Origin of the sequence: Mucilaginibacter sp. NFR10, from assembly GCF_900100445.1 — a bacterium.
GTDB lineage: Bacteria > Bacteroidota > Bacteroidia > Sphingobacteriales > Sphingobacteriaceae > Mucilaginibacter > Mucilaginibacter rubeus.
This window is the reverse complement of sequence record NZ_FMTV01000005.1, coordinates 339,934-363,640: the sequence shown is the minus strand read 5'-3', so window position 1 is coordinate 363,640 and position 23,707 is coordinate 339,934. Positions and strand designations below refer to the sequence as shown.

The window sequence follows — 23,707 nt, the reverse complement described above, 5'->3', positions numbered from 1 at the left end:
CGATGCTTTGCATGTGGGAGACGCATGTGATGCGTCTCTACATTTGAAAATTAAATATCTGGATACTATGCAAAAGAAATTATGCCTACTGATCGCGTTTGCTTTTGTAATTAACATCGCAGCCGCGCAGGTTTATAAAGACCCCAAGGCACCTGTGCCTGTACGCGTGAAAGACTTGCTAAGCCGTATGACGCTGGAAGAAAAGGTGGGCCAGATGAGCATGAACTCGTTAAAAGGCTCGATGCAAAACCCAATTGCTTATGGCGTTTGCGAAAGCCCTTTTACCAATATCAATGATGTAGCATCACGCTCAATCGCTGCAAAAAAATATGCTAAAGAAAAAACAAGACTTGGTATCCCGCCTATACAAATAGGCGAGTGCCTGCATGGGCAACTGGCAGCAGGCGCTACCATCTTTCCACAGGCTATAGCGCAGGGCAGCACCTGGAACCCGGCGCTGATTGAAAAAATGGGTTCGGTAATCGCTTATGAAGCGTCCTCGTCAGGAGTTGACCAGGCGCTTTCGCCTTTGTTCGATCTCATCCGCGACCCGCGTTATGGCCGTAATGAGGAATGTTATGCCGAAGATCCATATCTCGTAAGCAGGATGGGTACATCGTTTGTAATTGGGATGCAGGGTGATCCTTCGCAAACAATAAACGGTATTGGTAAAAACAAAGTGATGTGTACAGCCAAGCATTTCGCGGCCTACAGTATCCCCGTGGCAGGTATCAATTTAGCCCCGGCATCAGTAGGGGAAAGGGAGCTACGGTCGATGTTTTTGCCGCCTTTTAAAGATGCCGTGCAAAATGCAAATATTTACGCTGTGATGCCGGCTTACAACGAAATTGACGGCGTGCCTGCACATGCTAACCATTTCCTGCTGCAAACCATATTGCGGGAGGAGGGGGGTTTTAAAGGCTATGTTTTTTCGGACTATGAAGGTTTAAAACATTTATACACTTTTCATCATATTGCCAAGGACGCCGAAGGCGCTGCTCCAATTGGCCTGAACGCCGGGGTTGACCTGGAAGCGCCGAGCCCCGACGTATATAATAAACTGATTGGCCTGGTGAAAAGCGGAAAAGTAAAAGAAGCGTTGGTTGATAGCGCTGTTGCCCGTATCCTTACTATAAAATTTAAAGCAGGTTTGTTTGAAAAGGCATTGCCCGATACATCAGCGCTAAAAAAACGGGTACACACGCCTGATCATATCGCCCTGTCGCAGCAGATAGCCGAGGAATCGATCATCCTACTTAAAAACGATAAGCAGCTTTTACCGCTCAATATGAACAGCCTGAAATCGCTGGCGGTAATCGGCCCTAATGCCAACCAGGTTCAGTATGGCGATTACAGTTCAACCCGCGACAGCCGTTCGGGTACAACGGTGTTCAATGGCATTAAGCAATTGGTGGGCAATAAAGTTAAGATTAACTATGCCAAGGGCTGTGCCCTGTCGGGCCCGGACAAAAGCGGCTTTGCTGAAGCCATCACAGCAGCAAAAAACAGTGATGCCGTGATAGTGGTTTTGGGCACCACCAGCGTGGTATTCTCCGGCGTAGGTTGGAACGGGCATGCACCCGAAAGCGAGCCTAAAGACCCATTCACCTGCGGCGAAGGCTATGATGTAACCGACATTGATCCCGATGGGGTACAACGTGAACTGTTGCAGGCTGTTTATAAAACAGGTAAACCTGTAATTTTGGTACTGGTACACGGCAGGCCGCAAAGTATCAGCTGGGAAAAAGAAAATATCCCGGCTATTGTGGAGGCCTGGTATCCCGGCGAAAGGGGAGGCAATGCCATTGCCAACATCCTGTTCGGCAAGGTAAACCCATCAGGCAGGCTTACGGTATCTATCCCACAGTCAACCGGGCATATCCCGGTTTTTTATAATCATGTGGCATCCAACAAAGGTTTTTATCACAATCCGGGTTCAATCGAAAAACCGGGACAAGACTATGTTTTTTCATCGCCGGATGCGCTGTTCCCCTTTGGTTATGGATTGAGCTATACTTCATTTAAATACAGTAATCTGCAGGTATCGACAGCTTCGTTCGGAAAAAATGAGACTATAACGGTTTCGGTAGATGTAACCAACAGCGGCGGCATGGCGGGTAAGGAAGTGGTACAAATGTATCTCGGCAACAAAGTAAATTCGGTAACTACGCCTGTAATGGCCCTCAAGGGTTTTGACAAGATCAGTCTTAAACCCGGCGAAACCAAAACGGTAAAGTTTACGGTAAAGCCCGAAGATATCGCTATCTGGAATAATCAAATGAAACAGGTAACCGAACCCGGTACATTTGATGTGATGATAGCACGCTCGGCCGAAGATGTGGTACTTAAAAAGACAATCGAATATAAAGAGTGACCGGTATGAAGAAACTGATTGTTGTTTTTCTAATATTATCTGCTGTATCCGTTGGGGCAGTCCCCAAGGCGTTTGAAAACGGGTGTCATGCTGAGCTTGTCGAAGCATGGCGGGCAGGGCCTCTGCGCGCGACCCTTCGACAAGCTCAGGGTGACAAGCCTTTGCTCGCGACGTCCTTTTTTCATCAAAAGCCTCTGGATTCGCTGATTAAATATGTAAACACATTCATAGGTACTTCCGCAGCCGGGCATACCTTTCCGGGCGCTACGGTGCCTTTTGGTATGGTTCAGCTTAGTCCTGAGACCGGGAATTTTGGTTGGAACTACTGCTCGGGATATCGTTACGAAGATAACGTGATCACCGGTTTCGCGCATACCCATTTAAGCGGTACAGGTGGTGTTGATTTAGGAGATGTGCTGTTTTTTCCCTTTCAGGGCGATCAACCTCAAAATTTTCAAAGCAAATTTTCTCATCAGGAAGAAAAAGCATCGCCCGGTTATTATGAAGTGATTTTGGGCGATAACAATATTAAGGCTCAACTAACTGCTTCTGCCCATACTGGTTTGCACCGGTATACTTTTACAAAAGCCGGTAAAGCACATTTGCTTGTTGATATGCAAAGCGGACTGGTTGATAGCCCGGAGCAATTGGCTGAGCATGTTTCTGACGGGGAGATCACTATCGATAGCAAAATAACTATCAGTGGTTATGCCTTCACCAGCCAATGGGTAGATAAAAAAGTATATTTCACGGCTGTTTTTAACCGCCCGTTTACCGGACAGCATTTTATTGATGGCGATAATAAACGCCGCTTAATATTGGATTTCGATCTGAAACCCGGTGAAACTATTGAAGCTAAAGTTGGGGTATCGGGCGTAAGTATTGCCGGTGCGCATAAAAACCTACTGGCCGAAACACAGCACAAAACATTTGAACAGGTAAAAACGGAAGCAGCCCGTACATGGGAAAATAATCTTGGTAAACTTAAAGCCGAAGGCAGCAAAAAAGAGAAAATAGCATTTTATACCAGCCTGTACCACGCCTTGATCCAGCCTAACAACATTGCGGATGTTGACGGTCAATATCGCGGAGCCGACAGCCTGGTGCACCGATCCGCTGATAAAGTTTTCTATTCTACGCTTTCATTATGGGATACTTACAGGGCCGCCCATCCACTGTATACTATTATTTGTCCTGAAAAAGACGGGCAAATGGTAGAGAGCATGTTACAACACAACGGCGTGGCAGGTATGCTGCCAATCTGGACGCTGTGGGGTAAGGAAAGCTACGCCATGATCGGTAACCATGCCGTACCGGTAATTGTAGATGCCGCGCTGAAAGGGATTAAAGGTTTTGATCGGCAAAAGGCATTTGCTGCCATTAAAAACACGCTCACACATAATAAAAATCCAAAATACGATTGGAGCCTATATCTGCGTTATGGCTACCTGCCATCAGATACTGTAAAACGCGAAGCTGTTTCCCGTACACTGGAGGCCGCGTACGACGATTGGTGCGCCGCTCAATTAGCCAAGGCGCTGAACAAACAAAGTGATTACAATTATTTCATCAAACGATCTCTGTTTTATAATAGCCTGTTTGATAAAAGCACGCGTTTGATGCGTGGCCGAAAATCAAACGGCGAATGGATACAGCCTTTTGCCAATTTAGATAGTGGCCAACTGGCCATTGGTGGTGACTATACCGAAGGCAATGCCTGGCAATATACCTGGCAGGTTCAGCATGATATTCCGGGTTTGATTAAACTCATGGGCGGCAAAAAAGCATTTTCGGGCAAGCTGGATTCATTGTTTACTATGGATTCAAAAGTGTTTGGAAAAGGCTCAACGCTTGATGTTACCGGGTTAATAGGCCAGTATGCACATGGCAACGAACCTAACCATCATGTGGCTTATTTGTACACGCTTGCCGGGAACCCTGCCAAAACCCAGGAACTGGTAAGGCAAATTGCCGACCAGTTTTATATAAACAAACCCGATGGCCTCTCTGGCAATGATGACTGCGGACAAATGTCGGCCTGGTATATCTTTACTGCTATGGGTTTTTATCCCGTTAATCCGGCAGATAGCCGTTATGTTTTTGGTGCGCCGCTATTAGATAGGGTTAGCATTGCTTTACCTGGCGGCAAAAGTTTTGTGATAGAAGCAAAGGGGCTATCCGAAGAGAATAAATATGTGCAAAACATCAGCTTAAATGGTAAACCTTACCCCAAAGAATATATTACACATAAGGATATTATGAAAGGGGGGAAGCTGGTATTTGTGATGGGTGATAAGGCGAAAGCGCCGGTGTTTTAAGGCTTTTGAGTTCAAGCGTCCACGCTTACCATTTGTTAGATGTGAGCGTGGACGCTCACGCTTTGAGATGGTTCAAGCGTAGACGCTTAAACCTGCGTCATTAAATCAAGACCTGGTATTGATAAGCTAATACCGGTCCAACGTTTATACTCTCCGCAACTTTCCATTCCTTCAACTCCCTGATAAACTCCGGTTTTTCAAAGCCTGAATCAAGAGCAGCCTGTGTGTAAAAATCAGCCTTAGCAGGGTGCTTGGGGGAGCAGCCGTTAAACAGATAGCCGAAAGCCTGCTTAGCCAATATTGTCTTACTGATGCCGATGCAATCATCAAGATGGATGAGGTTTACTGGCGCGTCACCATTAGGAATCTCCTTTTTACCCGCGAAAAACCTGCCGGGATCGCGTCCGGGGCCAATCAATCCTGCAAAACGGATGATGGTTGTTTTAAAGCTATCTTCAGCACGGAAAAGGTTCTCAGCTTCAAATAATATCCTGCCGGCTTCCGTATTGGGCTGTGGATCGGTTTGTTCATTCACGTGCCTGTTGTTATCGGCATAAACCCCGGTGGAACTGACGAAAATCACTTGCTGTATAGCAAACCTTTTTATGGCATGGATAATGCCTTTAACCTTCTGTGAAAAAATATCACCCTCACCGCTGCGGCTTTTGGGCGGAATGGCTATCCACAAAACATCGCAATCAAAAAAATCGGCATCATATATTTCCTCACCCGGCGAAAAGTTAACTACATAGGGCCGGATGCCCAATGCAGCCAGGTTATCCATTTTTGCGGTAGAAGTGGTTGAGCCTTTTACCTGCATGCCATCGGCAATTAACGCTTTAGCCAATGCGCTGCCGTACCAGCCGCAGCCTAAAATACTGATCTTTGTTTTACCGGGCATGTTATAAAAATAATGCTTTGGCGCAAAGGTAATTAAATAATGATATGGCGTTTGGCTGTCGTTAATATGCTTTTGTTTTAAACTTTTTGGGCATAACAGGCGTTATTGGTTTATGAAGAAAGAGATCATTGCAACCTCTGTAGCATTAGGTTTAACTGCTTTAGCTTTACAGGCAACCCGCTGCAAACCGCTTGAAACTGTTCCTTATGTCGATTTGAAAAAATATGTTGGTTCCTGGTTTGAAATTGCCGCTTTCCCGCAATGGTTTGAGTCGGGTTGCACTTTTACTTCGGCAGCCTATGGTTTAGCAAAAGATGGTAGTATCATTGTTAAAAACCGTTGTATAAAAGATAATAAGATAAAAATTGCTGAGGGCAGTGCTGTTGTTGCTGATAAAACAAGTAACGCAAAGTTGGAAGTACAATTTCAGTGGCCATTTAAAGGTAAATACTGGATCATTGCTTTGGCTGATGATTACAGCTATGCCATGGTAGGGCACCCGAATAGAAATTACTTATGGATCCTGAGCCGCCGTTCAACACTTGATGAACGGATCTATAATCAGTTGGTAGTACAGGCTGCCAATCAGGGATTTGATGTGCGAAAGCTGGTGAAAACGGTGCAGGTATAGGTAGGTGAAAAAATGTCATTGCGAGCGTAGCGCGGCAATCGCACGGAAGCAAGGCGCTCTGTATAGCATGCGATTGCTTCGTCGTTCCTCCTCGCAATGACATGAAAAAATTTACTTTATTTCCTTTATCTTAATAACCAATTTCTTCACCTTATCATAACCATCAACCTTGATGTTAGGCCGGTGACCATCGCCGGGGAAAAACAGGAAGAATTCGTTGGGAGTGGCGGTGTAGTATTTACCCTCGCCGCTGTAGTTGGCACCGTCTTTAGCCGGGTCATAGGGTTTAGTAACGGTAAGGCTTTCAATAGGGGCGACACCGATCTTTTCCTTGCCTTTGATCACATATTGCAGGTCGATATAGTTTTGGTGCGATTCCCAGGCCGATTGTTCAAACTCTTTGGAAGGGCCTTCAGTAACGGATGCATAAACATTATCGCCATCTATAGGATATTTGCCGGGAGCTATCTGATCAAGATTGCGTTCGCGCAGAAATTCAAAAGCCTTATCCCATACCGCTTTATTGGCGGCATATTGTTTCGCAAATTCGAGGTTATTGGTTGATGAGTTTAATTTAAGCTTTAACCCATTAGCCCAAATGCGGCTTTTTACCCATGTTTTTGCGCTTTTAGCTGTAAGCTCCTGCTGCTGGGCATTAGCAATGCCTGCAATAAGTAAAAAGACGGTTAGTAGCGCGATGTTTTTATAGGCTGCTAATTGTTTCATAGTTTATTAGTTTACCGGTTATTGAATTGGCGTTGCCCTGGTTCGGCAGCTCATTATGTACCAATAATACAAGCTTAATTAATTAAAATGATATATGATCTGTTAAATATTTACTTTAACGTTATAGTTTAGCTTTTAAATGGTTTAGTAATCGTGTTATCACTATAACGTTGGAGTGAAAATAAGGCTTAAATGACTTTTGAAATCGTTTATAAGATTGTAGAATTGTATTTATTAACAAAAGATTTTCTAAAACAACATTTGCTTTGAAAACAATACACAGCGTCCACCCAACGGATTTTAAAAGCTACGATACCACTACCATACGCGAAAGATTCTTGATAGATAAACAGGTTCAGCCCGACCAGATCAATTGTACCTATACCCATTACGACAGGATGATTGTAGGTATGGCCAACCCGGTAAGTAAAACACTTGAGCTGCCAAATTACCCGAACCTGCGCGCCGGACATTTTTTAGAGCGACGCGAGATCGGGATCATTAACGTAGCCGGTGCCGGTGTAGTAAAAGCCGACGGAGAAGTCTTTGAAATGAATAAGCTTGATTGCCTGTACATTGGTAAAGGGACAAAAAACGTAACTTTTGAAAGTACCGATACATCAGTGCCGGCTGTATTTTACCTGCTGTCATCGCCGGCACATGCGGTATACCCAACAACCCTGCTTACCCATGCCGATGCGGTTAAGGTTGAGCTGGGCTCGGTAGCAACGGCAAATAAACGCACCATCAATAAATATATCCACCTGGAAGGTGTACGGAGCTGCCAGCTGGTAATGGGCCTTACCATATTACATGAAGGCAGTGTTTGGAACACCATGCCAGCCCACGTTCACGACAGGCGTATGGAGGCATATTTTTATTTTGATGTACCTGCAGGCCAAAAGATTTTTCATTACATGGGCGAAGGACAGGAAACAAGGCATATCACCATGGATAATTATGATGCTGTGGTGTCGCCGCCGTGGAGCATCCACTCGGGCAGCGGTACGGCAAATTACAGCTTTATTTGGGGTATGGCAGGCGAAAACCTCGATTACACCGATATGGACGCCATAGCTATAACAGATCTGAAATAATTATACATCAACCTTAAAAATATAGTTTAAGTGGAGAATCAATTTTCATTAGCCGGTAAAGTAATCGTAGTAACCGGCGGAACAGGCATATTAGGCAAAGCATTTATAGATGGTATTGTTGAGGCGGGGGGCGCGGTAGGCATTCTTGGCCGTAATGCCCAGGTAGCAGAAGAACGCGCAAGCGCGATAAATGCAGCCGGGGGCAAAGCCATAGCACTGGTAGCCGATGTAATGAACGAGGCTGAACTGGTAGCCGCCAAAGATAAATTGCTGGCAGCTTTTGGCAGGATAGATGGCCTGGTGAACGGTGCGGGCGGCAACATGCCCGAGGGTGTTTTACAGCCCGACGAGGATATTTTTAAAATGAATATCGATGGCATGAAAAAAGTAATGGAGCTGAACCTTTGGGGTACACTGATCCCTACACAGGTTTTCGGCGAAGCCATTGCCAAAACAGGTAGAGGCAGCATTGTTAATATATCGTCAATGAACTCAAAACGCGCCATAACCAAGGTGTTAGGCTATAATATAGGCAAGGCCGCTGTTGATTGCTATAACCAATGGTTTGCGGTTGAGCTGGCTAACCGTTATGGTGATGCAATAAGGATGAACGCGTTGGCACCTGGTTTTTTCCTTACCGAACAAAACCGTTACCTGCTCACCAAACCCGAAGGCGGTTATACCCAAAGAGGCGAGCTGGTGATCAAACAAACGCCTTTTAAACGCTTTGGCCATGCCGATGAACTTAAAGGAGCACTGGTATGGTTGCTGAGCGATGCCTCGGTATTTGTAACCGGTTCGATGATCTGCGTTGATGGCGGGTTCTCGATTTTTGGAGGAGTTTAGGGAAATAATATAACTAAGGTCATCCCGAATTTATTTCGGATCCCATTGCTAAGGTCGGCTTCATACATGACAGTTACTTGGCGGGTGGGGTGCTGAAACAAGTTACCCATGACATAATAAAAAATACAGTCATGCTGAACTTGTTTCAGCACCCCACATGCAAGACCGCTTGCATAGCCGCTCAACGCGTGGGATCCCGAAATAAATTCGGGATGACGGGTAGTGTAAATGTCATCTAACCTTTAGAGGCCCCGGATTTAAACACTCAGCATGACCGCTGAGATATATGGCCGTAAAACTGGGCACAAACGCAAGTGTTCAATTTTTCAAAAAACAAGGTGTTCAATTTTTGATCTTGTAAAATATTAACTTGTTGATTATCAATGGATATGTGTTCATTTTTGCTAAAGAGGTGCTTTTTGCTAAAGTTAACCTATTGATTATCAGTATTGTTTTTTTTGAAAACAAGCGAAAGTGTTTACACCTAAAAAAATTGAACACCTGGAAAATAGACTGAAAAGTTAAAATGTATGGTGATAACACCTACCACAGGCTAACCAAATAATAAACCTACTATGAAACTAAGATTATCGCTCATCACGCTATTTATCCTTGCCGGCTTTGCCGCAAGCGGCCAAACTGTAACACTCGATTATTATTTTAACCACGAGGTGCACAAGGGCGTAAACGGGCAACCGGAACGCTTTCATTATCTGTGGGATGAAACGGACAACAACGGTTTCAAGATTTTTGGCGAGGCTTTTACACGCCGCGGCGCTAAGCTGGATACCCTTGGCACAGCGCCTACATTGGAAAACCTGAAAGGTTCATCAGTTTATATCATTGTTGACCCTGATACTAAAAAGGAGAGCCCGAACCCAAACTATATCCAGGAAGATGATATTGAGCAAATTGCTGCCTGGGTAAAAAAAGGTGGTGTGCTGCTGCTGATGGCTAACGACAGCGTTAATGTGGAGCTGCCTCATTTCAATAACCTTGCTGCAAAATTCGGGATGCATTTCAATAACGATCTGCAAAACCATGTAATTGATGATGCTCATTTTGAGGATGGTGCTGTGTATGTAAAAAACAATCCGGTATTGAAAACAGCTACTAAGGTTTTTATTAAAGATGCCTGTTCGATAGGTTTAACGGGGACTGCTGTACCTGTGCTTAAAAACAAAGATGGTGCTACGATCATAGCATCTGCCAAATACGGTAAGGGGACAGTAATAGCTGTTGGCGATCCGTGGCTTTATAATGAATATGTGAACGGCAGGTTGCCTGCCGGGTATGAGAATGACAAGGCAGTGAATGATGTCGCCCACTGGCTGTTGAAGCAGGCGAAGAGGTAATTATATATGAAAGTCATTTCAAACACACTCCGGGGTGTAAAAATGAGATTCGTATCATCATCACCCCAAATAAGTAGTATAACCAAGCGTAGCATTGGCCCCTGCTCCGCCGATAACCAATTTTTGCGAGGCAGGATCGGCAAGAAGGTTCAATTGCACTTCGGTGCCTAAAGGTATAAAGTAGGATAATAATACATCAATAGCTTTTGCAGCAGATGTGCCGGGCAAAAACTCCAGCATCCGGGTGGCGCTCACCGGGCCTATGTTCATGATTAATTTTCGCTCGGCCTCAATAACCTGACCGGCAATAAAGTTTACGCCTAAAGTACCGGCGCCAAGGGCTGTTCCGCCATTTATAATGGTATTGTTTTTTTGCTTCGGGTATACCGTTTTGTAATGCAATGATAAAGGTACATTGAACATCATATTAATGATACTGCTTACAAAATTTATATTATTGCGCTGCTCATGTATTACAGGTAAAACATGTATTAAAATAAGCATCTGCTTTTTTGTAAAACACTCAAACTCCTGCCATTCCGTTAAAAATATATTGATCAGCTCATCGTATTCATTTTTTTTGTCGAGCCGGTTTTCATAAAGTTCGACCAGTGTTCTGAAATAGTTAAGCTCGGCCTCAAATGGGGCAAAAAAGCGACGGGTTTGTTTTTCTTCTTCGCGGCGGGCTTTAATATCTTTGATCATATCCTCCTCGATGATCATCACACTCGAAGCCGGCGGCCGGTGAAACAATCCCTCGGGCAGCATATCATAAAACCCATCGCGGTTAACCCAAATGGTGGTTACCGGTTTTTTACTTTCAGTTTTTTTATCAGCCGTTATGCCAGCTATCTCCTTGTCATAGGCACGCTTTTTAGGGCCTTTGGGCAGTATTATTACATCACCGCTACTAACCATTTCATTTTCAATAATTTCGGCTGCTATAGCTGCCGCTTTAAAGTCGGTATCAATTTGATTAGGCTTTTTTATTCTCATTTGTGATTTAAATAATTGATGCTATCCAAAACAATAACCAATATTATCGGTAATTGATTATACTAAATTGAAATTAATATAAGATAGCTGCCCGGCCTACATATTTAATACTCATGAACCTTAAATCGTTTTTTATAAGTTATCTGATAGCTCCTGTCCTGTTCTTCATCGCCGCGCTGATCATGTCGGTGGTGAACAAGAAAAACAAATACCTAAGCAACAGGCGCCTTATCATCACTTTACTTTTAACGGCTGTTATATTGGGAGTTCCGGGTTTTTTGGGCTTTTTAGGTATGCAGTTTATGCCGTGGGGGTACTTATTTTGCCAACTGATATATTTAGGTATGGGTGTATTTTACACCTGGCTTGCAGGCAAATACCATGAAGATCAGTTTCTTGATAAAAAATGGTTTTTCCTCGTGGCTTCTTTAATATCATGCTTGCTGGGGATGGTTCTTTTCAAGCTTGCATTTAACTGGCTTAATGATATGCAATATGGCCTGTGGGCCTCAACCAGTATCCTGATATTTTTATTACCGCCGGTTTTTTGGTGGGGGTACATCGCCTTTTTAAGCATCCCGCTCGAAATTTACAAGGTTTGGCAATATCCCAGTACGCCTGAAGAGATCAGTATGGAACACCTGGATTTTGACAGGCTGATGGTGCTTGAGCTTGATCTGTATAAAAACACCGACGATCCTGAACCGCTTAAAGTAAAGGCCAAAGCACCGCCAAATATGAATTTTGGCCAGTGGTTTCAAAAGTTTATTGATGATTATAATCTTAAATTTCCAAAATCAACGGTGCAGTATAAGCTTAATAATAATGAAAGCTATAAGTGGATCTTTTATATTAAGCCGTCGTTTTTTAAGCAACGCCACTTTATCGACCCGGACCTTAATATTACAGAAAACCGGATAACCGAATCGGTAACCATATTTGCCAAACGTGTATCGGAAGTGGTAAGTGAACCCGCCCGCACCGGCGACCAGGCCATTTACCTGTAAACTTTATTAAAACAAAAAAACATGATCAGCCCACTAAAACATAAACCTGTGAACTGGATAGATGGAATGAAAATTTCCAGCGCACATTTTGTTAATACTGATAATTTTATTCATGATATAGTACGCGATGCCAATTCGCTGCCGCTCAACAATAATAATTTCGGGCTGCTTCCACCCGCACAAGGGCAAAGCTCATCGCTGGATATCCAGATCACCGAACGGGCATCAGGCCAGGTGCAGGTAACTTTAAACCAGTGTAACGCCATTACTGCCGAAGGTTTCAGGATTGATATTACCCGTGCCGAACAACCGTTAACATTTAGCCATTATTTTGGCCAGGAAACTATCAATGAAGCATCAGAAACCTATTATGTGCTGCTTACCGTAAACCCCTTTGAACGTGTACCCTCAGGCACACCCGACCCGGAAGAACAGCCCATCCGCTATCCTGATATCAGCAAACATTACAGTATCACTGTTTTGCCGGCGTCACAACTGAACAGCATCGGGGCGCATTTTATGGAGGTTGGTAAATTTGTACGAAGCGGAAGCTCCTTTCAGGCCAATGTAACCTATATCCCGCCATGTACCGCGCTGATAAGCCATGCCGGCCTCATGACCTATTATGAAAACTTTGGGGCACAGATCAACAACCTTCAGCTGCTTTCGTTCCGTATTATTGACAAGATCACCTCAAAAGATTCGGTATCTACCATCGGTAAAAATGTGAAGCTGCTGTGCGATAAAATGCTTGATTATATCGCGAGGATCTATTTTTCATACCGAAACCTGATCTATCTTCAGCCGCCTATCCAACTGGTTTCCTGCTTTTCAGAAATGGCACATCTGTTTTTCAGTACCGTTAAAAGCATGCCGGGAGCAGAAAGGGAAGAATTGCTTAAATATTTTTATGAATGGAAGGATGTAACACCCGGTAACTTTGAAGAGCTTTTAGCCCGTTTAATCGAAATAGTTTATAATCATCATGAGATAAACTCGTCAATGACAGCGATTGATGAGTTTATGCGGGTAATTGTTGCCCTGTGGAATAAGCTTAGTACATTAGAATACATAGGCCAACGCAAAGAGAACATTGTAGTTGCCGAGCAGCAAGCCATACAAACCATACAAACTAAACGTACCTGGACATTGCTTGATTAAGCACAGTTAAAAGTTCCAATAAAATAAATGCCTGCCGTTTCCATATATTGCGGCAGGCAGTATCATAAACCAGTATTGTTTTATTACCGGCTTTCGGCACCCGCCATTAACAGTTGTTCCAGTATTTCGGTATAACCGCGCTCACTGGCAAAATCCATAGCGTGCCGGCCGTTATTATCTACAGCGTTTACATCAGCGTTGTTTTCGATTAAAAAAGCTGTAAAATCATTAAATCCGCACTGTGCTGCCACAATAAGCGGAGTTTCGCTAAAGCTGTTGCGCGAATCGACCTCGGCCCCCGCCTCAAGCAGCATTTTGCCAAGATGATAGTTGCCCATACCCGCCGCGTAGTGCAGTGCCGAATTGCCATTCTGTACATGCAGGTTAACATCGGCGCCATTTTTAATCAACAGTCCGGCTACGTGTATATTGGAGTTATTAACTGCAAATATCAGCGGACTAACACCGTCGTTATTTAATCCGTTTACATCCCATATACCCGACTTGAGCAAGGCGCTTATTGTTTCGCTATGGTTATTATAAACCGCCTGGTGAAGCGGTGTATTACCGTTGTCATCCTTTTGCGCGGTTTCACCGGCCGACAATTTTGCAACTAGGTCGCGCATACCGTTGGCAGTAGCGTGATCGAGCAAACTGTAACCTGCATTGTCTTTAACGGCGATATCAGCACCTAATGAGATCAGGTAAAGCGAGGTTTCTGTTTTACCCGCAAGTACAGCATAAAAAAGAGGTGTTTGCCCGTGGTTATTACCGGCATTCACATCGGCACCGGCATCAGTTAATAATTTAATCAGGTCTTTACTGCCGCTGCGCGATGCGCAATGCAGGGGTATTTCGCTTAGGTTATTGCCCATGTTAACATCAGCGCCGGCATCTATAAGCATTTTGGCAATATCCTTTGCACTTTTTAAGCATACATAATATAAGGGCGTATTACCCAGGCTATCGCGTTTGTCAACATTAATCCCTCCCTTTTTCAGGAATGTTTGCACTATCCCTTTTTGTGCGTTTTTACACGCGTTTAAAAACATATTATCCATAGGTATCTATTTATTACAGGCTATGCAAGCATCAGTTTAACAACAGCTTCGTTATTATGCTGAACTGCTACATCAACCGCTGTTTGACCGGCATTATTTACATTTTCAACCGTCGATCTGTCTTTATCCAACAACAACGAAACTATCTTTTTGCCCGACATTTTATCACCATTTGCAGCAGCGTACATCAATGCGGTGTTACCGGTTTTATCGGCGTAGGTGGTATCGGCGTTATTGTCAAGCAGCAGTTCGGCAATATTGTATTTAATTTCATTTCCTTTTTGTGCAAAATTCATCAGCGGTGTTTTGCCCCAAACGTTAGGTTTATTAATATCGCAGCCGGCTTCAACCAATTCTTCTGCCAGTACAATATTTAAATCGGCCAGGTAACCGGCCTGGCATACTATGTTTAAAGCAGTATCACCATCGTTATTTACCGCTGCGTCAAGATCAAGTCCGTGCCTGATCAATATGCGCAGCATTTTCACAATATCTTTCAGGTCGCGGCTCATGCCCCTTCAAAATTACTCACGGCCTTTGTAAGCAGTATAAAAACAGCGGTATCACCATTACCTGTCCTGAAATTCACATCTCCGCCACCTTCGGCCAGTAAACGGACCATTGGCTCTGAGGGATACTCGCAGGCCAGCATTAAAGGTGTGCGTTTGTACTGATCAGAAAAATCATCCAGGTCCGCACCGGCTTTGATAAGTGCTTCCACGGCTGTGAAATCACGGTTCAATACAGCTTCATGAATGCTCATCCCTCCGGTAGCTATGTCGGTTTCATCGCCCGATAGCAGTGCAGCTATTTCCTTTACCCCGCTGCGTTGCGCGTAAGTAAGGGGCGTTGTATCAAATATATCTTTATCTTCTGTATCAATGCCGCTGTTTTCTATCAATATCTTTACTGTTTTCGTTGCTGCATCTATGGCTCCGGGTATGGTTTTGCGGTGGACGAGTTTATCACAGATAACATGTAAAAGATTTTTTCCTTCCGATTCCGTTGCATCCATCTTTACGCCGGCATTGCCCATAGCCTCGATAAAAGGGTACATATATAACTGGCCGGCCTCAAAATAGGCTAACTTGCCCGAATCGTTTTTCTTTTTAGGGTTGATACCGAGTTCCAGCAGCGCAGTGGCGGTATCAAATATTTTCTTCGCCTTATCCTCAGGTGAAGTACCCTGCAAATCAAACCTGGTGCCAGTGAGTGCGTGCAAAGCCGTGTTGCCGTATTTGTCGGCCGTGGGTTTCAAACCCGTACCTGTTAAAAACCGGATGGCTTCCGGATCGGTAAAACGGGCTGCAAGGTGGAACAGGTTTTCTTCCTGCTCATTTACTATATGAATATCAGTTAAATTCTGATACATGCCCATCACATCAATGGCATTGGGCGCCGGATTAAACATGTTGCGATGATAGGCATCCCTGATCTGGTTAAATTCGTTTGTCATATTTAAATTCGTTCTTTGGCTATCTGCAACGCATCGTCAATGTTTTTATAATTTTTGTGCGCAATGGGGGTAGCAATCTCAATAACCTTTTGATATACTTCAAGCTGCAGCCAGCAATCTGTTTTAAGCCGCGTTATATTATCCTTCGCCAACTCACCAAACAAAGCAATATATTTTGACGTAAGGGGCAGTTTGTATTCATCTGCAAGATTTTGCTTTTCCCTGATGGCTTTGTAAAAATTATCGCTGTTGAGGCTTATCCCGCCCCGATCAATTGCCAGTAACATCTGAGCCTTATCAAGGCATACCAGTGTTTCACGATAACTGCCCAGCCAGTAAAAACATAAAGCAAGGTTAAACATGCCGGCCGGCCGCTGAGGCGTTTCCGTTTTTAAAAGCAGATATGCTTCGGCGTAACGGCCCTGGTAAATCAGGTTAATAATTAAAAGCTCTTCAGCACCCTCCGGAGGCACCTGTGATGATTGTAGCAGCATAAAGCCTGTTGAATTGATTTAAACCCGGAAAGCCGACATTTGTTGGCGGTCCGGGTTCGTTAATTAAAATATAGTGACAGGTAAAAGGTAAAAATGGCTTTCCGGATATCGCCGTTTGCTTGCCTTTGTATGAGAATTATTTGGAGAAATCAAATTTGCCTTCAAACAATTTACCCACCACCGGCAAGGGTTTAATGGCCTCATTATTGGCGGTTATAATACCCAGCAGCAGCAATACAAACGTAATGACACTGATAACCAGCGATACAACCGAAAGGGCCGGGATAATAGCTGCCAATACCGCGAGAGCAACTCCCAGGATGACTGATAAAATAATGAGGCCGAGCGACTGCCCAAGGTGATAATTAACCAAAGGGCTTTTATCGGCGCGCTTTTTATATTCAAGATAAGATACGATCCAACCAATAATAGTGATGTAAGCCACAATGGACATGCTTTTGTTTGTCATAACTTTTTGTTTTTTAAGGTTAAACGATAAATGATGTGACCCAAAATTAGCTGCCCATATACCCTCACTCAAAAAAAAGGGCGACTACAAGCCGTCTACAATCTTGATTGACAGCGTCTACAAATCATCTACAACAATTACTTAAACTTCTGTGTTATAATGCTGGTAATTAATTATCAGCTTAATATCCGGGTAATACCTAAAGCAAGAAATAATACTTTTTATATGCCTTTGAAGAATAAAGTCGCCGCAATAACCTCCTTTTTTTTAGTATCATACACAACCATAGCCCAGGCCCAATCACTCGTAACTGATTCTTTACAGCAAGTTTTAAAAACTGCCGGTAACCACGAAAAACCGGTTGTAATGGCCGAACTTGCCCGAGCCACTGTTGAAAAAAACATTGATGCATCCATAGCAAACGCAGGCAAGGCCCTAATCATGGCAAAAGAGAACGCCGATGCCGGTGCGACCGCTTTTTGTTATGCTACCATGGGGTATTTGCTAATGCAGAAAAACCAGCAACACCGGGCTTCCCTTTTTATCGACAGCGCGGTACAGATTGCCGCAAAATCAAAAAATAACGTGCTGGTTTCTTTTGCCTGGCTGCGCAAAGGCTGGCTGGAACTGGTAAAAGGAAATAATGAAAAGGCCATGTCAGGTTTGCTGAAAGCCGAACAACTAATACAATACGCCGACGGTCGGCGCGCATTTAGCTATAAGACGCTCATCAACCATTACATCGCCAGTATTTACGCTTATGGCAGCGATACCCTTAAACAGCGCAAATACGCGTACGATTGCCTTTCGGCGGCTAAGCAAAGCTTATATCCGGATGATTTATTGTTAGGTTACATGACGCTGGGCCACAGTTTTTTCTCCGCATTTGAAAAGAATAGGTCCAGGCGTGTGCTGCTTGATTCGTCAATGGTATATTACCGGATTGCGTTAGCCACCTACCGGCATAATGCAGAAAAAATACTTTTGCAAAGTAACGCTTCGGCAACGGCCCTTAATATCGCAAACAGTTATTTCAAATACTATCCTCCCGCTTATAAAGACAGCGCTAATAACTATGTTAATATGGCACTTGATATTGCCAGGCGCACCAACGGTAAGGAAATTATTGCTAATTGCTACGGCATATTAAGCGAATATGCGCTCCGCGATGGGTCGCCCAAAAAGGCAGAACAATACCTGCTCACAGGCATATCCGAATTAAAGGATTCTGCCCCCGGCGTCGCTATCACACGGTCGCGGTTAATGTTAGGACTTGCAAACGTAGCCGAAAAAAGCGGCGACAAGGCCAAAGCGCTCGATTATTACAAAAAATATATCGACTACTACAGCAAGGTATTTGACAGCCAGAAACTGGCTACCGTTCAGCAACTGGAAGAGGAATATCAATCTGTACTTAAAGAAAATGAGATTGCCCGCCTGCGCGAACGCGCCGATTTTAATAAGCAACTCAACTGGCTTTATGTAGCTATCGGGTCGGCAAGTATTATTTTACTCGGGCTGTTGTTAAGCTCTTACCATTACAAACTAAAAGCATCGCAGCAGCAAAAACAGCTTACCGAACAGGAGAAAGAAGAAATAAAGCTTTTGGCACAATTACAACAAGCCGAAGCCCGGCGCTTAATGCTCGAGAAACAGGAAGCCGAACTGCAGGTTTCCCTGCGCGAAAAGGAACATGCCCATGCAAAGGCCCAACAGGAGTTGTTACAGGACCGTACTGAATGGCTGGAAAAAGAGTTACTGGCCGGTTCATTGAAGATTGAAGAGAAGAACGCTATACTCGAGTTGTTAAAAGAAAAATCGCGCAAAGCCGATTCGCCGGCTGTAGCCAGGCAGATGGGCCGCATCATTAACCAAAACCTGCGGATGGATAAAAGTATTGATGAGCAGCAGGTCATAAGCCAAAGTCATCCCGGTTTTTTCAATGCCCTGCAGCAACAAGCCGAAAACAGCCTTACCCGCCTCGACCTAAAATATTGCTCATATATTTTAATGGGGCTTGATACCAAGGAAATAGCTAACCGCCTTGGCGTTGAGCCAAAAAGTATCCGCATGGCCAGGTACAGGCTTAAACAAAAACTTAAATTAGCTAAGGACGACGATCTTGACCAATTTATCGGCAGGGTTGGTTAGCGTAAGGTAGAAGTGCAAGTGAACGCCTTCAATATTAGTAAACATTTGTCAGCCTGCGCAATTACTTACCGAGGCTTAACATGTCTACATTTTGATTATCAGCATCTATGGCTTTGAAAATTATTGCGTTTGCCGTACATGCTCCGGTAATCGTAAAAAAATGTCCGATTTATTCTGCAGTTTTGTAAACTTGCTAATTCATATCAGTCCGGGTAAGTATGTTGTTGTTAATAAACAAGCACCGCACTTAAGGAAGCTGAAATGGCGATTTATTCATTTACAGAAATCCCGGCTGAAATCAATATTTGGAATAGGCACAACTTTACTTGCATGACAACAACAGATCGGTACGCTTGCGGTAGCAACGGAGTTTATTCATTCGTTAGGGAATATAGCTTCAAAATAACATGAAATACAAATATTATTCCGGCCTCTTAATAACCGTTGCACGAAAGTCGAAAGCTGCATAGTTCCTAAACTTATCCGAAAGGACTTCCCTTCTATATTTATCCTAAAAAGTACTATTACTTAAACCTCGCAGCGGCGAAAATAAAATACACGATACTATAAAGTTTACGATGATTATGATTGTTATAATAGTAACAAACCAGGTTCCTTTCACATTCGTATCTTTTGGTAAGGAATTAAAAATTGTCACATATTTTGCCCATTTTTTTCTTTTTATAAGAATTAACAGCTTTACTAGAATGATAAAAAAAAGGAAAGCAATAGTATATCCCCCCAAGCTCGAATTTAAATGAAATAAAACATCTCTGTAATTGACAAATGATAAATATAAGCCCAACTCTAAGAGCCCAACGCACATTAATGCTTTTGATTGTGTAAATCGCCGAGTTTGCTCAAAGCTTTCAAATAAAAAATAAAATTTATAAATCAGGTAGTAATACTTTCGTATCAGGTTCATATGTCTTTTTTATTATTGATGAGGTACCCACTGATAGATGTTGCTATTATATTGATTAAGCCCTTGTGTTAATTGTCCCCAGGCATTGTTTACACCGTTACTTATATCATTACCCAAACCTTCCCAACCACCATCATAAAACGCATCAACTCCAAAATAAACAAGTGAGATAGGTGCTCCATAGTCCGAAAATCCTATCAGGCCCATGCCTAAATTCACAAGTGCTTTTGCACCTGAAATTTTGTTATTCTTCCATGCATAATAATCCATCACTTCTGCGGAAAGAAATAGCGGAACATTAACAATCTCTCCAATCCTTGCTGCTTTGGTGATTTTAACATTATCCGCAAGCCATGATAAAACTGATCTTACAGCATTAATTTTACTTCCAGTTCCTAAATAATCATCTAAAAAACCATCGTCTGGAGGAACACCGCCTGCGGGTACATATCCTGCCGGTCCCTGATTGGCATTATTTAACCTATCAATTAACCAGTTCTTATCTATCCTTGTTTCGACTATCGAAGCTTCAGTTAGCGGAATTTGATGGTTAATATCCGATGTTCCTGATGCTGGAATTCCATTCGTAAAGTTATTAAACGCTGCCTGGAAACTACCGGCCGCAGTCGCGCCCCATCCTCCACGGATTGAACCGTTATCAATACGGTCGGCTACCGAAGCAAACGCTTCCATGTCGGACAACTTCGTATAAAGACTTCCTTCACTGCCGCCGCCGCCGCCCTGGCCATCCTTAAGGAAGTAATTTCCGTCAATGCCATTGTTAAGCTGGTCTAAAACGAAATCCCACTGAGCTTGCGAAAGATCCCCCAGCGGATCATTCATCATGATCGGGTTATTACCTGAATACTGGTAAACCGTCATGCTCTCCGCACTTTCGGCCTCGGGATCAACCGCTATCCACCTACCCAATGCAGCATCGTAATTACGGTAAAATGTCTGCTGCAGGTCGGGCAGGTTGCCATAGTCATTCTGCCATTCGCTTCCGCCATTGTATAATCGTTTATTATCAGTTACAGGAGTGGCTACGGGACTGTTCGCTAACGATAGGCCGAAACCATAATAACTGTTCTCCTGGCGTACTACCGCAGCCGCGCTGCCATTATCTTCGAAACTGATGCGGGCGTTGCCCTGCTGATCAGCAATTACATATTCCTGTTTCAGCGTTACAGTTCCCCCGGACCCGGTATTCCTCACCCGCCCTTCCGGCATAGCAAAATAGCTGATCACACCGTTCAAATATACCAATCCATCTACATAATCGGTAGTGGTACCTAAGGTATTATTGTCATAAGCCTGCTTCCGGACTAGTGTGCCGTCTGCACCATACGTGTAATTAATATACCGGCCGGTTGAGGTGGTTACTGTGATCTTGTCGGTCCGGTTCAACACGTTATAGCCAAGCGTAAGTCCTTTGTAAGGGTCGGCTGTGAGATTACCGTTTACATCGTAGGTGTAATTTCCTGTCGTTGTGCCCGTCATGTTACGGAATCCGAAACTTACATAATTCGTTCCCGTCAGATCCGTTACGCTTTTCAGCTGGTTCGGGTTGTTATTGTCATAAGTATACGTGAGGTTGTCGATCCCGGTGATGCTCCCTGTTGTGGTAATTGTGTTTCGTTTCAGCGTTAAAATATTACCTCCTTCGTCATAGGTGATCCCATTTTCAGAAAATCCGGCAGAATTTGTGTCAAATGCACCGGTAGCAGCTGTTGCCCGCTCAATATAGTTTGCACTTATATAACGGTTAAGACCATCGAACAAATATTTATACGCCCGTTCGTTGCCTGCTGTACCCGTTGCATCCCTGCTCATCCATTTCACCCCGGATAAGTTGCCGTTATAGCGTTTGGTATTTCCAAGATTAACATCTGCCTGATCATACAGCATTTCTATCCCAAACAGGTCATTGCTGTCGTCGTTCTTTATTCCGTCATTGCTCAGCTTACTGTTATTGATGCTTAGCAACTGTCCCCTGATATTATAACGCATATCCACGCTTTGCAACCAGGTTGTATTGCCGGCATTGGTCGACCCTAAATTTTTTTCGGTCGCCTGCCCCAATTCGTTATAGTTATATGCGGCTACCCGGACTGCTGTGGCTCCGTTGTATTTCTGATCAACCGCGGTAACCCGGTACATGTGGTCATAGCTCAGATTGGTTTGTACAGTCAATGACACAGTCGCGCTGCTCTTTTTGACAACCAGGCTTACCTGTGGCGTGCCGTTAAAATTAGGCACTATGGTTTTGGTATCTGTTAGCGCCGTAGCTCCGGTGTAATATACCTGATTGTTGCTCTTCACCTGGATGGCATTACCCCTTTTATCATAAAAGGTTACTTTGGTAAGCAGGGTATTGGTCAAGCCAGCGCCAACGGTGGTTTGGCTGATGACGGTGGGAACGCCTTTAAGCGGTGCTGTTGTCGCGCTGCCTTCCCCGCTGAGCCCCTGTGCTGTATAAGTGAAATCGGCTGCCCCGTCCTGGTTCAGGTCATAATTGTCAAAATAAGCGTAGGCCAGTGGCATGATCCCGGTTGTGGGGAAACTACTGTTGGTATAATAGCCGCTGTTAACGACTGTTCCCGAGCGGTTTTCAAACCAAGTGGTATTGTAAATGGCAAGCCCGCTTACATAAGTTTGCATATTTGCGCGGCCGATATTCGTATTGTCAAGGTAGATCCCCTGGCTGATCGTCCGGTTTTTCGAGTCGTACTTGATATAGTTCCATTTATTAACCAGGGCCATATTGGCATCCTGTAACAGCACCGGCCGGTTAAGCGGATCATAAACGATCACCATTTTACCTTTTGCTGGCACCGTCTTTTCAATGATCCGGCCCCTGGCATCGTACAGGTATTTAAATACAAGGTTACTCAGGGGGGCAACCGACAGGTTATAGCTGTTGGCCGACAAAAGCGTGGTGGCCTTCGGCGGAACGACATAGCTGATAGCCCCAGCCAGGTTATAGATATAATAGGTATCCAGGTTGCCCCCGCTCAGGATCTGCCGCTTCAGGATTGTGCGGCCGGCAATATCCGCGTAGCTCAGCGTTTCCACATTATCTTCGTCGATGCCATCCGTAACTGAAAGGGTATTGTCTGCATAATAAGTGCCTGCCGTAAAAGTGCCGTCGGCATTCCATGTCAGGATATTACCATCTGCTGTAGCGCTATTATAACGGTATTTTACTGTTTTATAATGGTTGCCGCTTACCGTCGGTTGAAAACCGTTGCCGACCTTCCCGACTGACAAAAGCCGCTGTAAAGGGCTATTTTCAAAAACCTGCTGGCTGTATGGGTAATTGTCGTCAGCTACTTTGTCAGCAGTACCGTTATTGTAAAACGCCGCCTGGTCTGTCGTTGCACTTGCCCGGTAACTTCCAATTACGTCTGTACTTTTACCTGCATAGGGCAGATAGCTCATCGTTTGTCTGCCCAGGTTATCGTAAACAAGGGGCTGGATAATATCATTTTGCAGTGGACTGGCCTGAACGGCCACTTGCTGTACCTCCCTTCCCAGGCCGTCGTAATAAATTCTGGAAGTTTGTTTGCCGTTCAGGGGCAAAGCTTTGAATGCAGCGTCGGTCTGTACGGGTTGCATAGCTGCTTCATGTTGTACAAAACCCAAATTAGCCTGGGCAAAACCGGTCGTATATTGAACTAACAACAGTAAAACTGTAATGGAAAAAGGCTTGAGGTTCATTTATTTTTCGCTTAGGTCA

The 23,707-nt window shown here is 44.1% G+C and carries 18 protein-coding genes; 9 read left to right on the top strand and 9 right to left on the bottom strand.

Annotated elements, in window-relative coordinates:
* Positions 1-67 precede the first annotated feature (67 nt).
* Both BLP33_RS18455 and BLP33_RS18450 read left to right on the top strand, forming a co-directional pair.
* Positions 68-2,374 carry a glycoside hydrolase family 3 N-terminal domain-containing protein gene (locus tag BLP33_RS18455; protein ID WP_175490055.1) on the top strand — a complete coding sequence of 769 codons (2,307 nt, stop codon included), beginning with the start codon at positions 68-70 and terminating at the stop codon, positions 2,372-2,374.
* Between the two features lie 5 nt (positions 2,375-2,379).
* The gene (locus BLP33_RS18450; RefSeq protein WP_090531801.1) at positions 2,380-4,692 is read left to right on the top strand and encodes a GH92 family glycosyl hydrolase; all 2,313 of its coding nucleotides are present in this window, start codon (positions 2,380-2,382) and stop codon (positions 4,690-4,692) included.
* Between the two features lie 100 nt (positions 4,693-4,792).
* Here the strand turns inward: BLP33_RS18450 and BLP33_RS18445 are convergent, their stop codons facing one another.
* Positions 4,793-5,593 (bottom strand): SDR family oxidoreductase, encoded by an 801-nt coding sequence (locus tag BLP33_RS18445; protein WP_090531799.1) that lies wholly within the window; start codon positions 5,591-5,593, stop codon positions 4,793-4,795.
* 112 nt (positions 5,594-5,705) lie between these two features.
* On the opposite strand from BLP33_RS18445, the gene BLP33_RS18440 reads away from it, so the two are divergent.
* Complete coding sequence (locus BLP33_RS18440) at positions 5,706-6,224, top strand: lipocalin family protein (RefSeq protein WP_090531797.1); 519 nt, start codon at positions 5,706-5,708, stop codon at positions 6,222-6,224.
* Between the two features lie 111 nt (positions 6,225-6,335).
* Here the strand turns inward: BLP33_RS18440 and BLP33_RS18435 are convergent, their stop codons facing one another.
* Positions 6,336-6,950 carry a NanQ anomerase/TabA/YiaL family protein gene (locus BLP33_RS18435; RefSeq protein WP_090531794.1) on the bottom strand — a complete coding sequence of 205 codons (615 nt, stop codon included), beginning with the start codon at positions 6,948-6,950 and terminating at the stop codon, positions 6,336-6,338.
* 266 nt (positions 6,951-7,216) lie between these two features.
* Here BLP33_RS18435 and kduI point away from each other — a divergent pair, with 266 nt between their 5' ends.
* From kduI to BLP33_RS18420, 3 genes are all read left to right on the top strand, one after another.
* Positions 7,217-8,047: a 5-dehydro-4-deoxy-D-glucuronate isomerase gene (gene kduI / locus BLP33_RS18430; RefSeq protein ID WP_090531792.1), complete on the top strand. Its 831-nt coding sequence runs from the start codon at positions 7,217-7,219 to the stop codon at positions 8,045-8,047.
* A 30-nt stretch (positions 8,048-8,077) separates the two neighbouring features.
* A complete protein-coding gene (locus BLP33_RS18425; protein WP_090531790.1) occupies positions 8,078-8,893 on the top strand; it encodes an SDR family oxidoreductase in 816 nt (271 codons plus the stop codon).
* 575 nt (positions 8,894-9,468) lie between these two features.
* Positions 9,469-10,248: a DUF4350 domain-containing protein gene (locus BLP33_RS18420; protein ID WP_090531788.1), complete on the top strand. Its 780-nt coding sequence runs from the start codon at positions 9,469-9,471 to the stop codon at positions 10,246-10,248.
* Between the two features lie 60 nt (positions 10,249-10,308).
* Here BLP33_RS18420 and BLP33_RS18415 read toward each other — a convergent pair whose 3' ends face one another.
* The gene (locus BLP33_RS18415) at positions 10,309-11,244 is read right to left on the bottom strand and encodes a type VI secretion system baseplate subunit TssG (protein ID WP_090531786.1); all 936 of its coding nucleotides are present in this window, start codon (positions 11,242-11,244) and stop codon (positions 10,309-10,311) included.
* A gap of 113 nt (positions 11,245-11,357) precedes the next feature.
* On the opposite strand from BLP33_RS18415, the gene BLP33_RS18410 reads away from it, so the two are divergent.
* Positions 11,358-12,251, top strand: a complete 894-nt coding sequence (locus tag BLP33_RS18410; RefSeq protein ID WP_090531785.1) for a TssN family type VI secretion system protein — start codon at positions 11,358-11,360, stop codon at positions 12,249-12,251.
* A 21-nt stretch (positions 12,252-12,272) separates the two neighbouring features.
* Complete coding sequence (locus tag BLP33_RS18405; protein ID WP_090531783.1) at positions 12,273-13,412, top strand: hypothetical protein; 1,140 nt, start codon at positions 12,273-12,275, stop codon at positions 13,410-13,412.
* 83 nt (positions 13,413-13,495) lie between these two features.
* Here the strand turns inward: BLP33_RS18405 and BLP33_RS18400 are convergent, their stop codons facing one another.
* The 5 genes from BLP33_RS18400 to BLP33_RS18380 form a co-directional block, all read right to left on the bottom strand.
* Positions 13,496-14,473: an ankyrin repeat domain-containing protein gene (locus BLP33_RS18400; protein ID WP_090531781.1), complete on the bottom strand. Its 978-nt coding sequence runs from the start codon at positions 14,471-14,473 to the stop codon at positions 13,496-13,498.
* A gap of 20 nt (positions 14,474-14,493) precedes the next feature.
* Positions 14,494-14,985 (bottom strand): ankyrin repeat domain-containing protein, encoded by a 492-nt coding sequence (locus BLP33_RS18395; RefSeq protein WP_090531778.1) that lies wholly within the window; start codon positions 14,983-14,985, stop codon positions 14,494-14,496.
* Positions 14,982-15,929 carry an ankyrin repeat domain-containing protein gene (locus tag BLP33_RS18390; protein ID WP_090531776.1) on the bottom strand — a complete coding sequence of 316 codons (948 nt, stop codon included), beginning with the start codon at positions 15,927-15,929 and terminating at the stop codon, positions 14,982-14,984. The genes BLP33_RS18395 and BLP33_RS18390 overlap by 4 nt, the downstream gene beginning before the upstream one ends.
* A 2-nt stretch (positions 15,930-15,931) precedes the next feature.
* On the bottom strand, positions 15,932-16,423 hold the full coding sequence (locus BLP33_RS18385; protein WP_090531774.1) for a hypothetical protein: 492 nt from the start codon (positions 16,421-16,423) through the stop codon (positions 15,932-15,934).
* Positions 16,424-16,559: 136 nt separating this feature from the next.
* Complete coding sequence (locus tag BLP33_RS18380) at positions 16,560-16,892, bottom strand: magnetosome magnetite crystal formation protein family (RefSeq protein ID WP_090532061.1); 333 nt, start codon at positions 16,890-16,892, stop codon at positions 16,560-16,562.
* 231 nt (positions 16,893-17,123) lie between these two features.
* On the opposite strand from BLP33_RS18380, the gene BLP33_RS18375 reads away from it, so the two are divergent.
* The gene (locus BLP33_RS18375; protein WP_175490054.1) at positions 17,124-19,043 is read left to right on the top strand and encodes a LuxR C-terminal-related transcriptional regulator; all 1,920 of its coding nucleotides are present in this window, start codon (positions 17,124-17,126) and stop codon (positions 19,041-19,043) included.
* Positions 19,044-19,980: 937 nt separating this feature from the next.
* Here the strand turns inward: BLP33_RS18375 and BLP33_RS18365 are convergent.
* On the bottom strand, positions 19,981-23,688 hold the full coding sequence (locus tag BLP33_RS18365; protein WP_090531769.1) for a DUF6443 domain-containing protein: 3,708 nt from the start codon (positions 23,686-23,688) through the stop codon (positions 19,981-19,983).
* Positions 23,689-23,707: the final 19 nt, after the last annotated feature.

Excerpts from the sequence above, each read along its gene's own strand:
- BLP33_RS18455 (WP_175490055.1), top strand. The coding sequence starts at position 68 with ATGCAAAAGAAATTATGCCTACTGATCGCGTTTGCTTTTGTAATTAAC.
- BLP33_RS18450 (WP_090531801.1), top strand. The coding sequence starts at position 2,380 with ATGAAGAAACTGATTGTTGTTTTTCTAATATTATCTGCTGTATCCGTT.
- BLP33_RS18445 (WP_090531799.1), bottom strand. The coding sequence starts at position 5,593 with ATGCCCGGTAAAACAAAGATCAGTATTTTAGGCTGCGGCTGGTACGGC.
- BLP33_RS18440 (WP_090531797.1), top strand. The coding sequence starts at position 5,706 with ATGAAGAAAGAGATCATTGCAACCTCTGTAGCATTAGGTTTAACTGCT.
- BLP33_RS18435 (WP_090531794.1), bottom strand. The coding sequence starts at position 6,950 with ATGAAACAATTAGCAGCCTATAAAAACATCGCGCTACTAACCGTCTTT.
- BLP33_RS18420 (WP_090531788.1), top strand. The coding sequence starts at position 9,469 with ATGAAACTAAGATTATCGCTCATCACGCTATTTATCCTTGCCGGCTTT.
- BLP33_RS18415 (WP_090531786.1), bottom strand. The coding sequence starts at position 11,244 with ATGAGAATAAAAAAGCCTAATCAAATTGATACCGACTTTAAAGCGGCA.
- BLP33_RS18410 (WP_090531785.1), top strand. The coding sequence starts at position 11,358 with ATGAACCTTAAATCGTTTTTTATAAGTTATCTGATAGCTCCTGTCCTG.
- BLP33_RS18405 (WP_090531783.1), top strand. The coding sequence starts at position 12,273 with ATGATCAGCCCACTAAAACATAAACCTGTGAACTGGATAGATGGAATG.
- BLP33_RS18400 (WP_090531781.1), bottom strand. The coding sequence starts at position 14,473 with ATGGATAATATGTTTTTAAACGCGTGTAAAAACGCACAAAAAGGGATA.
- BLP33_RS18395 (WP_090531778.1), bottom strand. The coding sequence starts at position 14,985 with ATGAGCCGCGACCTGAAAGATATTGTGAAAATGCTGCGCATATTGATC.
- BLP33_RS18390 (WP_090531776.1), bottom strand. The coding sequence starts at position 15,929 with ATGACAAACGAATTTAACCAGATCAGGGATGCCTATCATCGCAACATG.
- BLP33_RS18385 (WP_090531774.1), bottom strand. The coding sequence starts at position 16,423 with ATGCTGCTACAATCATCACAGGTGCCTCCGGAGGGTGCTGAAGAGCTT.
- BLP33_RS18380 (WP_090532061.1), bottom strand. The coding sequence starts at position 16,892 with ATGACAAACAAAAGCATGTCCATTGTGGCTTACATCACTATTATTGGT.
- BLP33_RS18365 (WP_090531769.1), bottom strand. The coding sequence starts at position 23,688 with ATGAACCTCAAGCCTTTTTCCATTACAGTTTTACTGTTGTTAGTTCAA.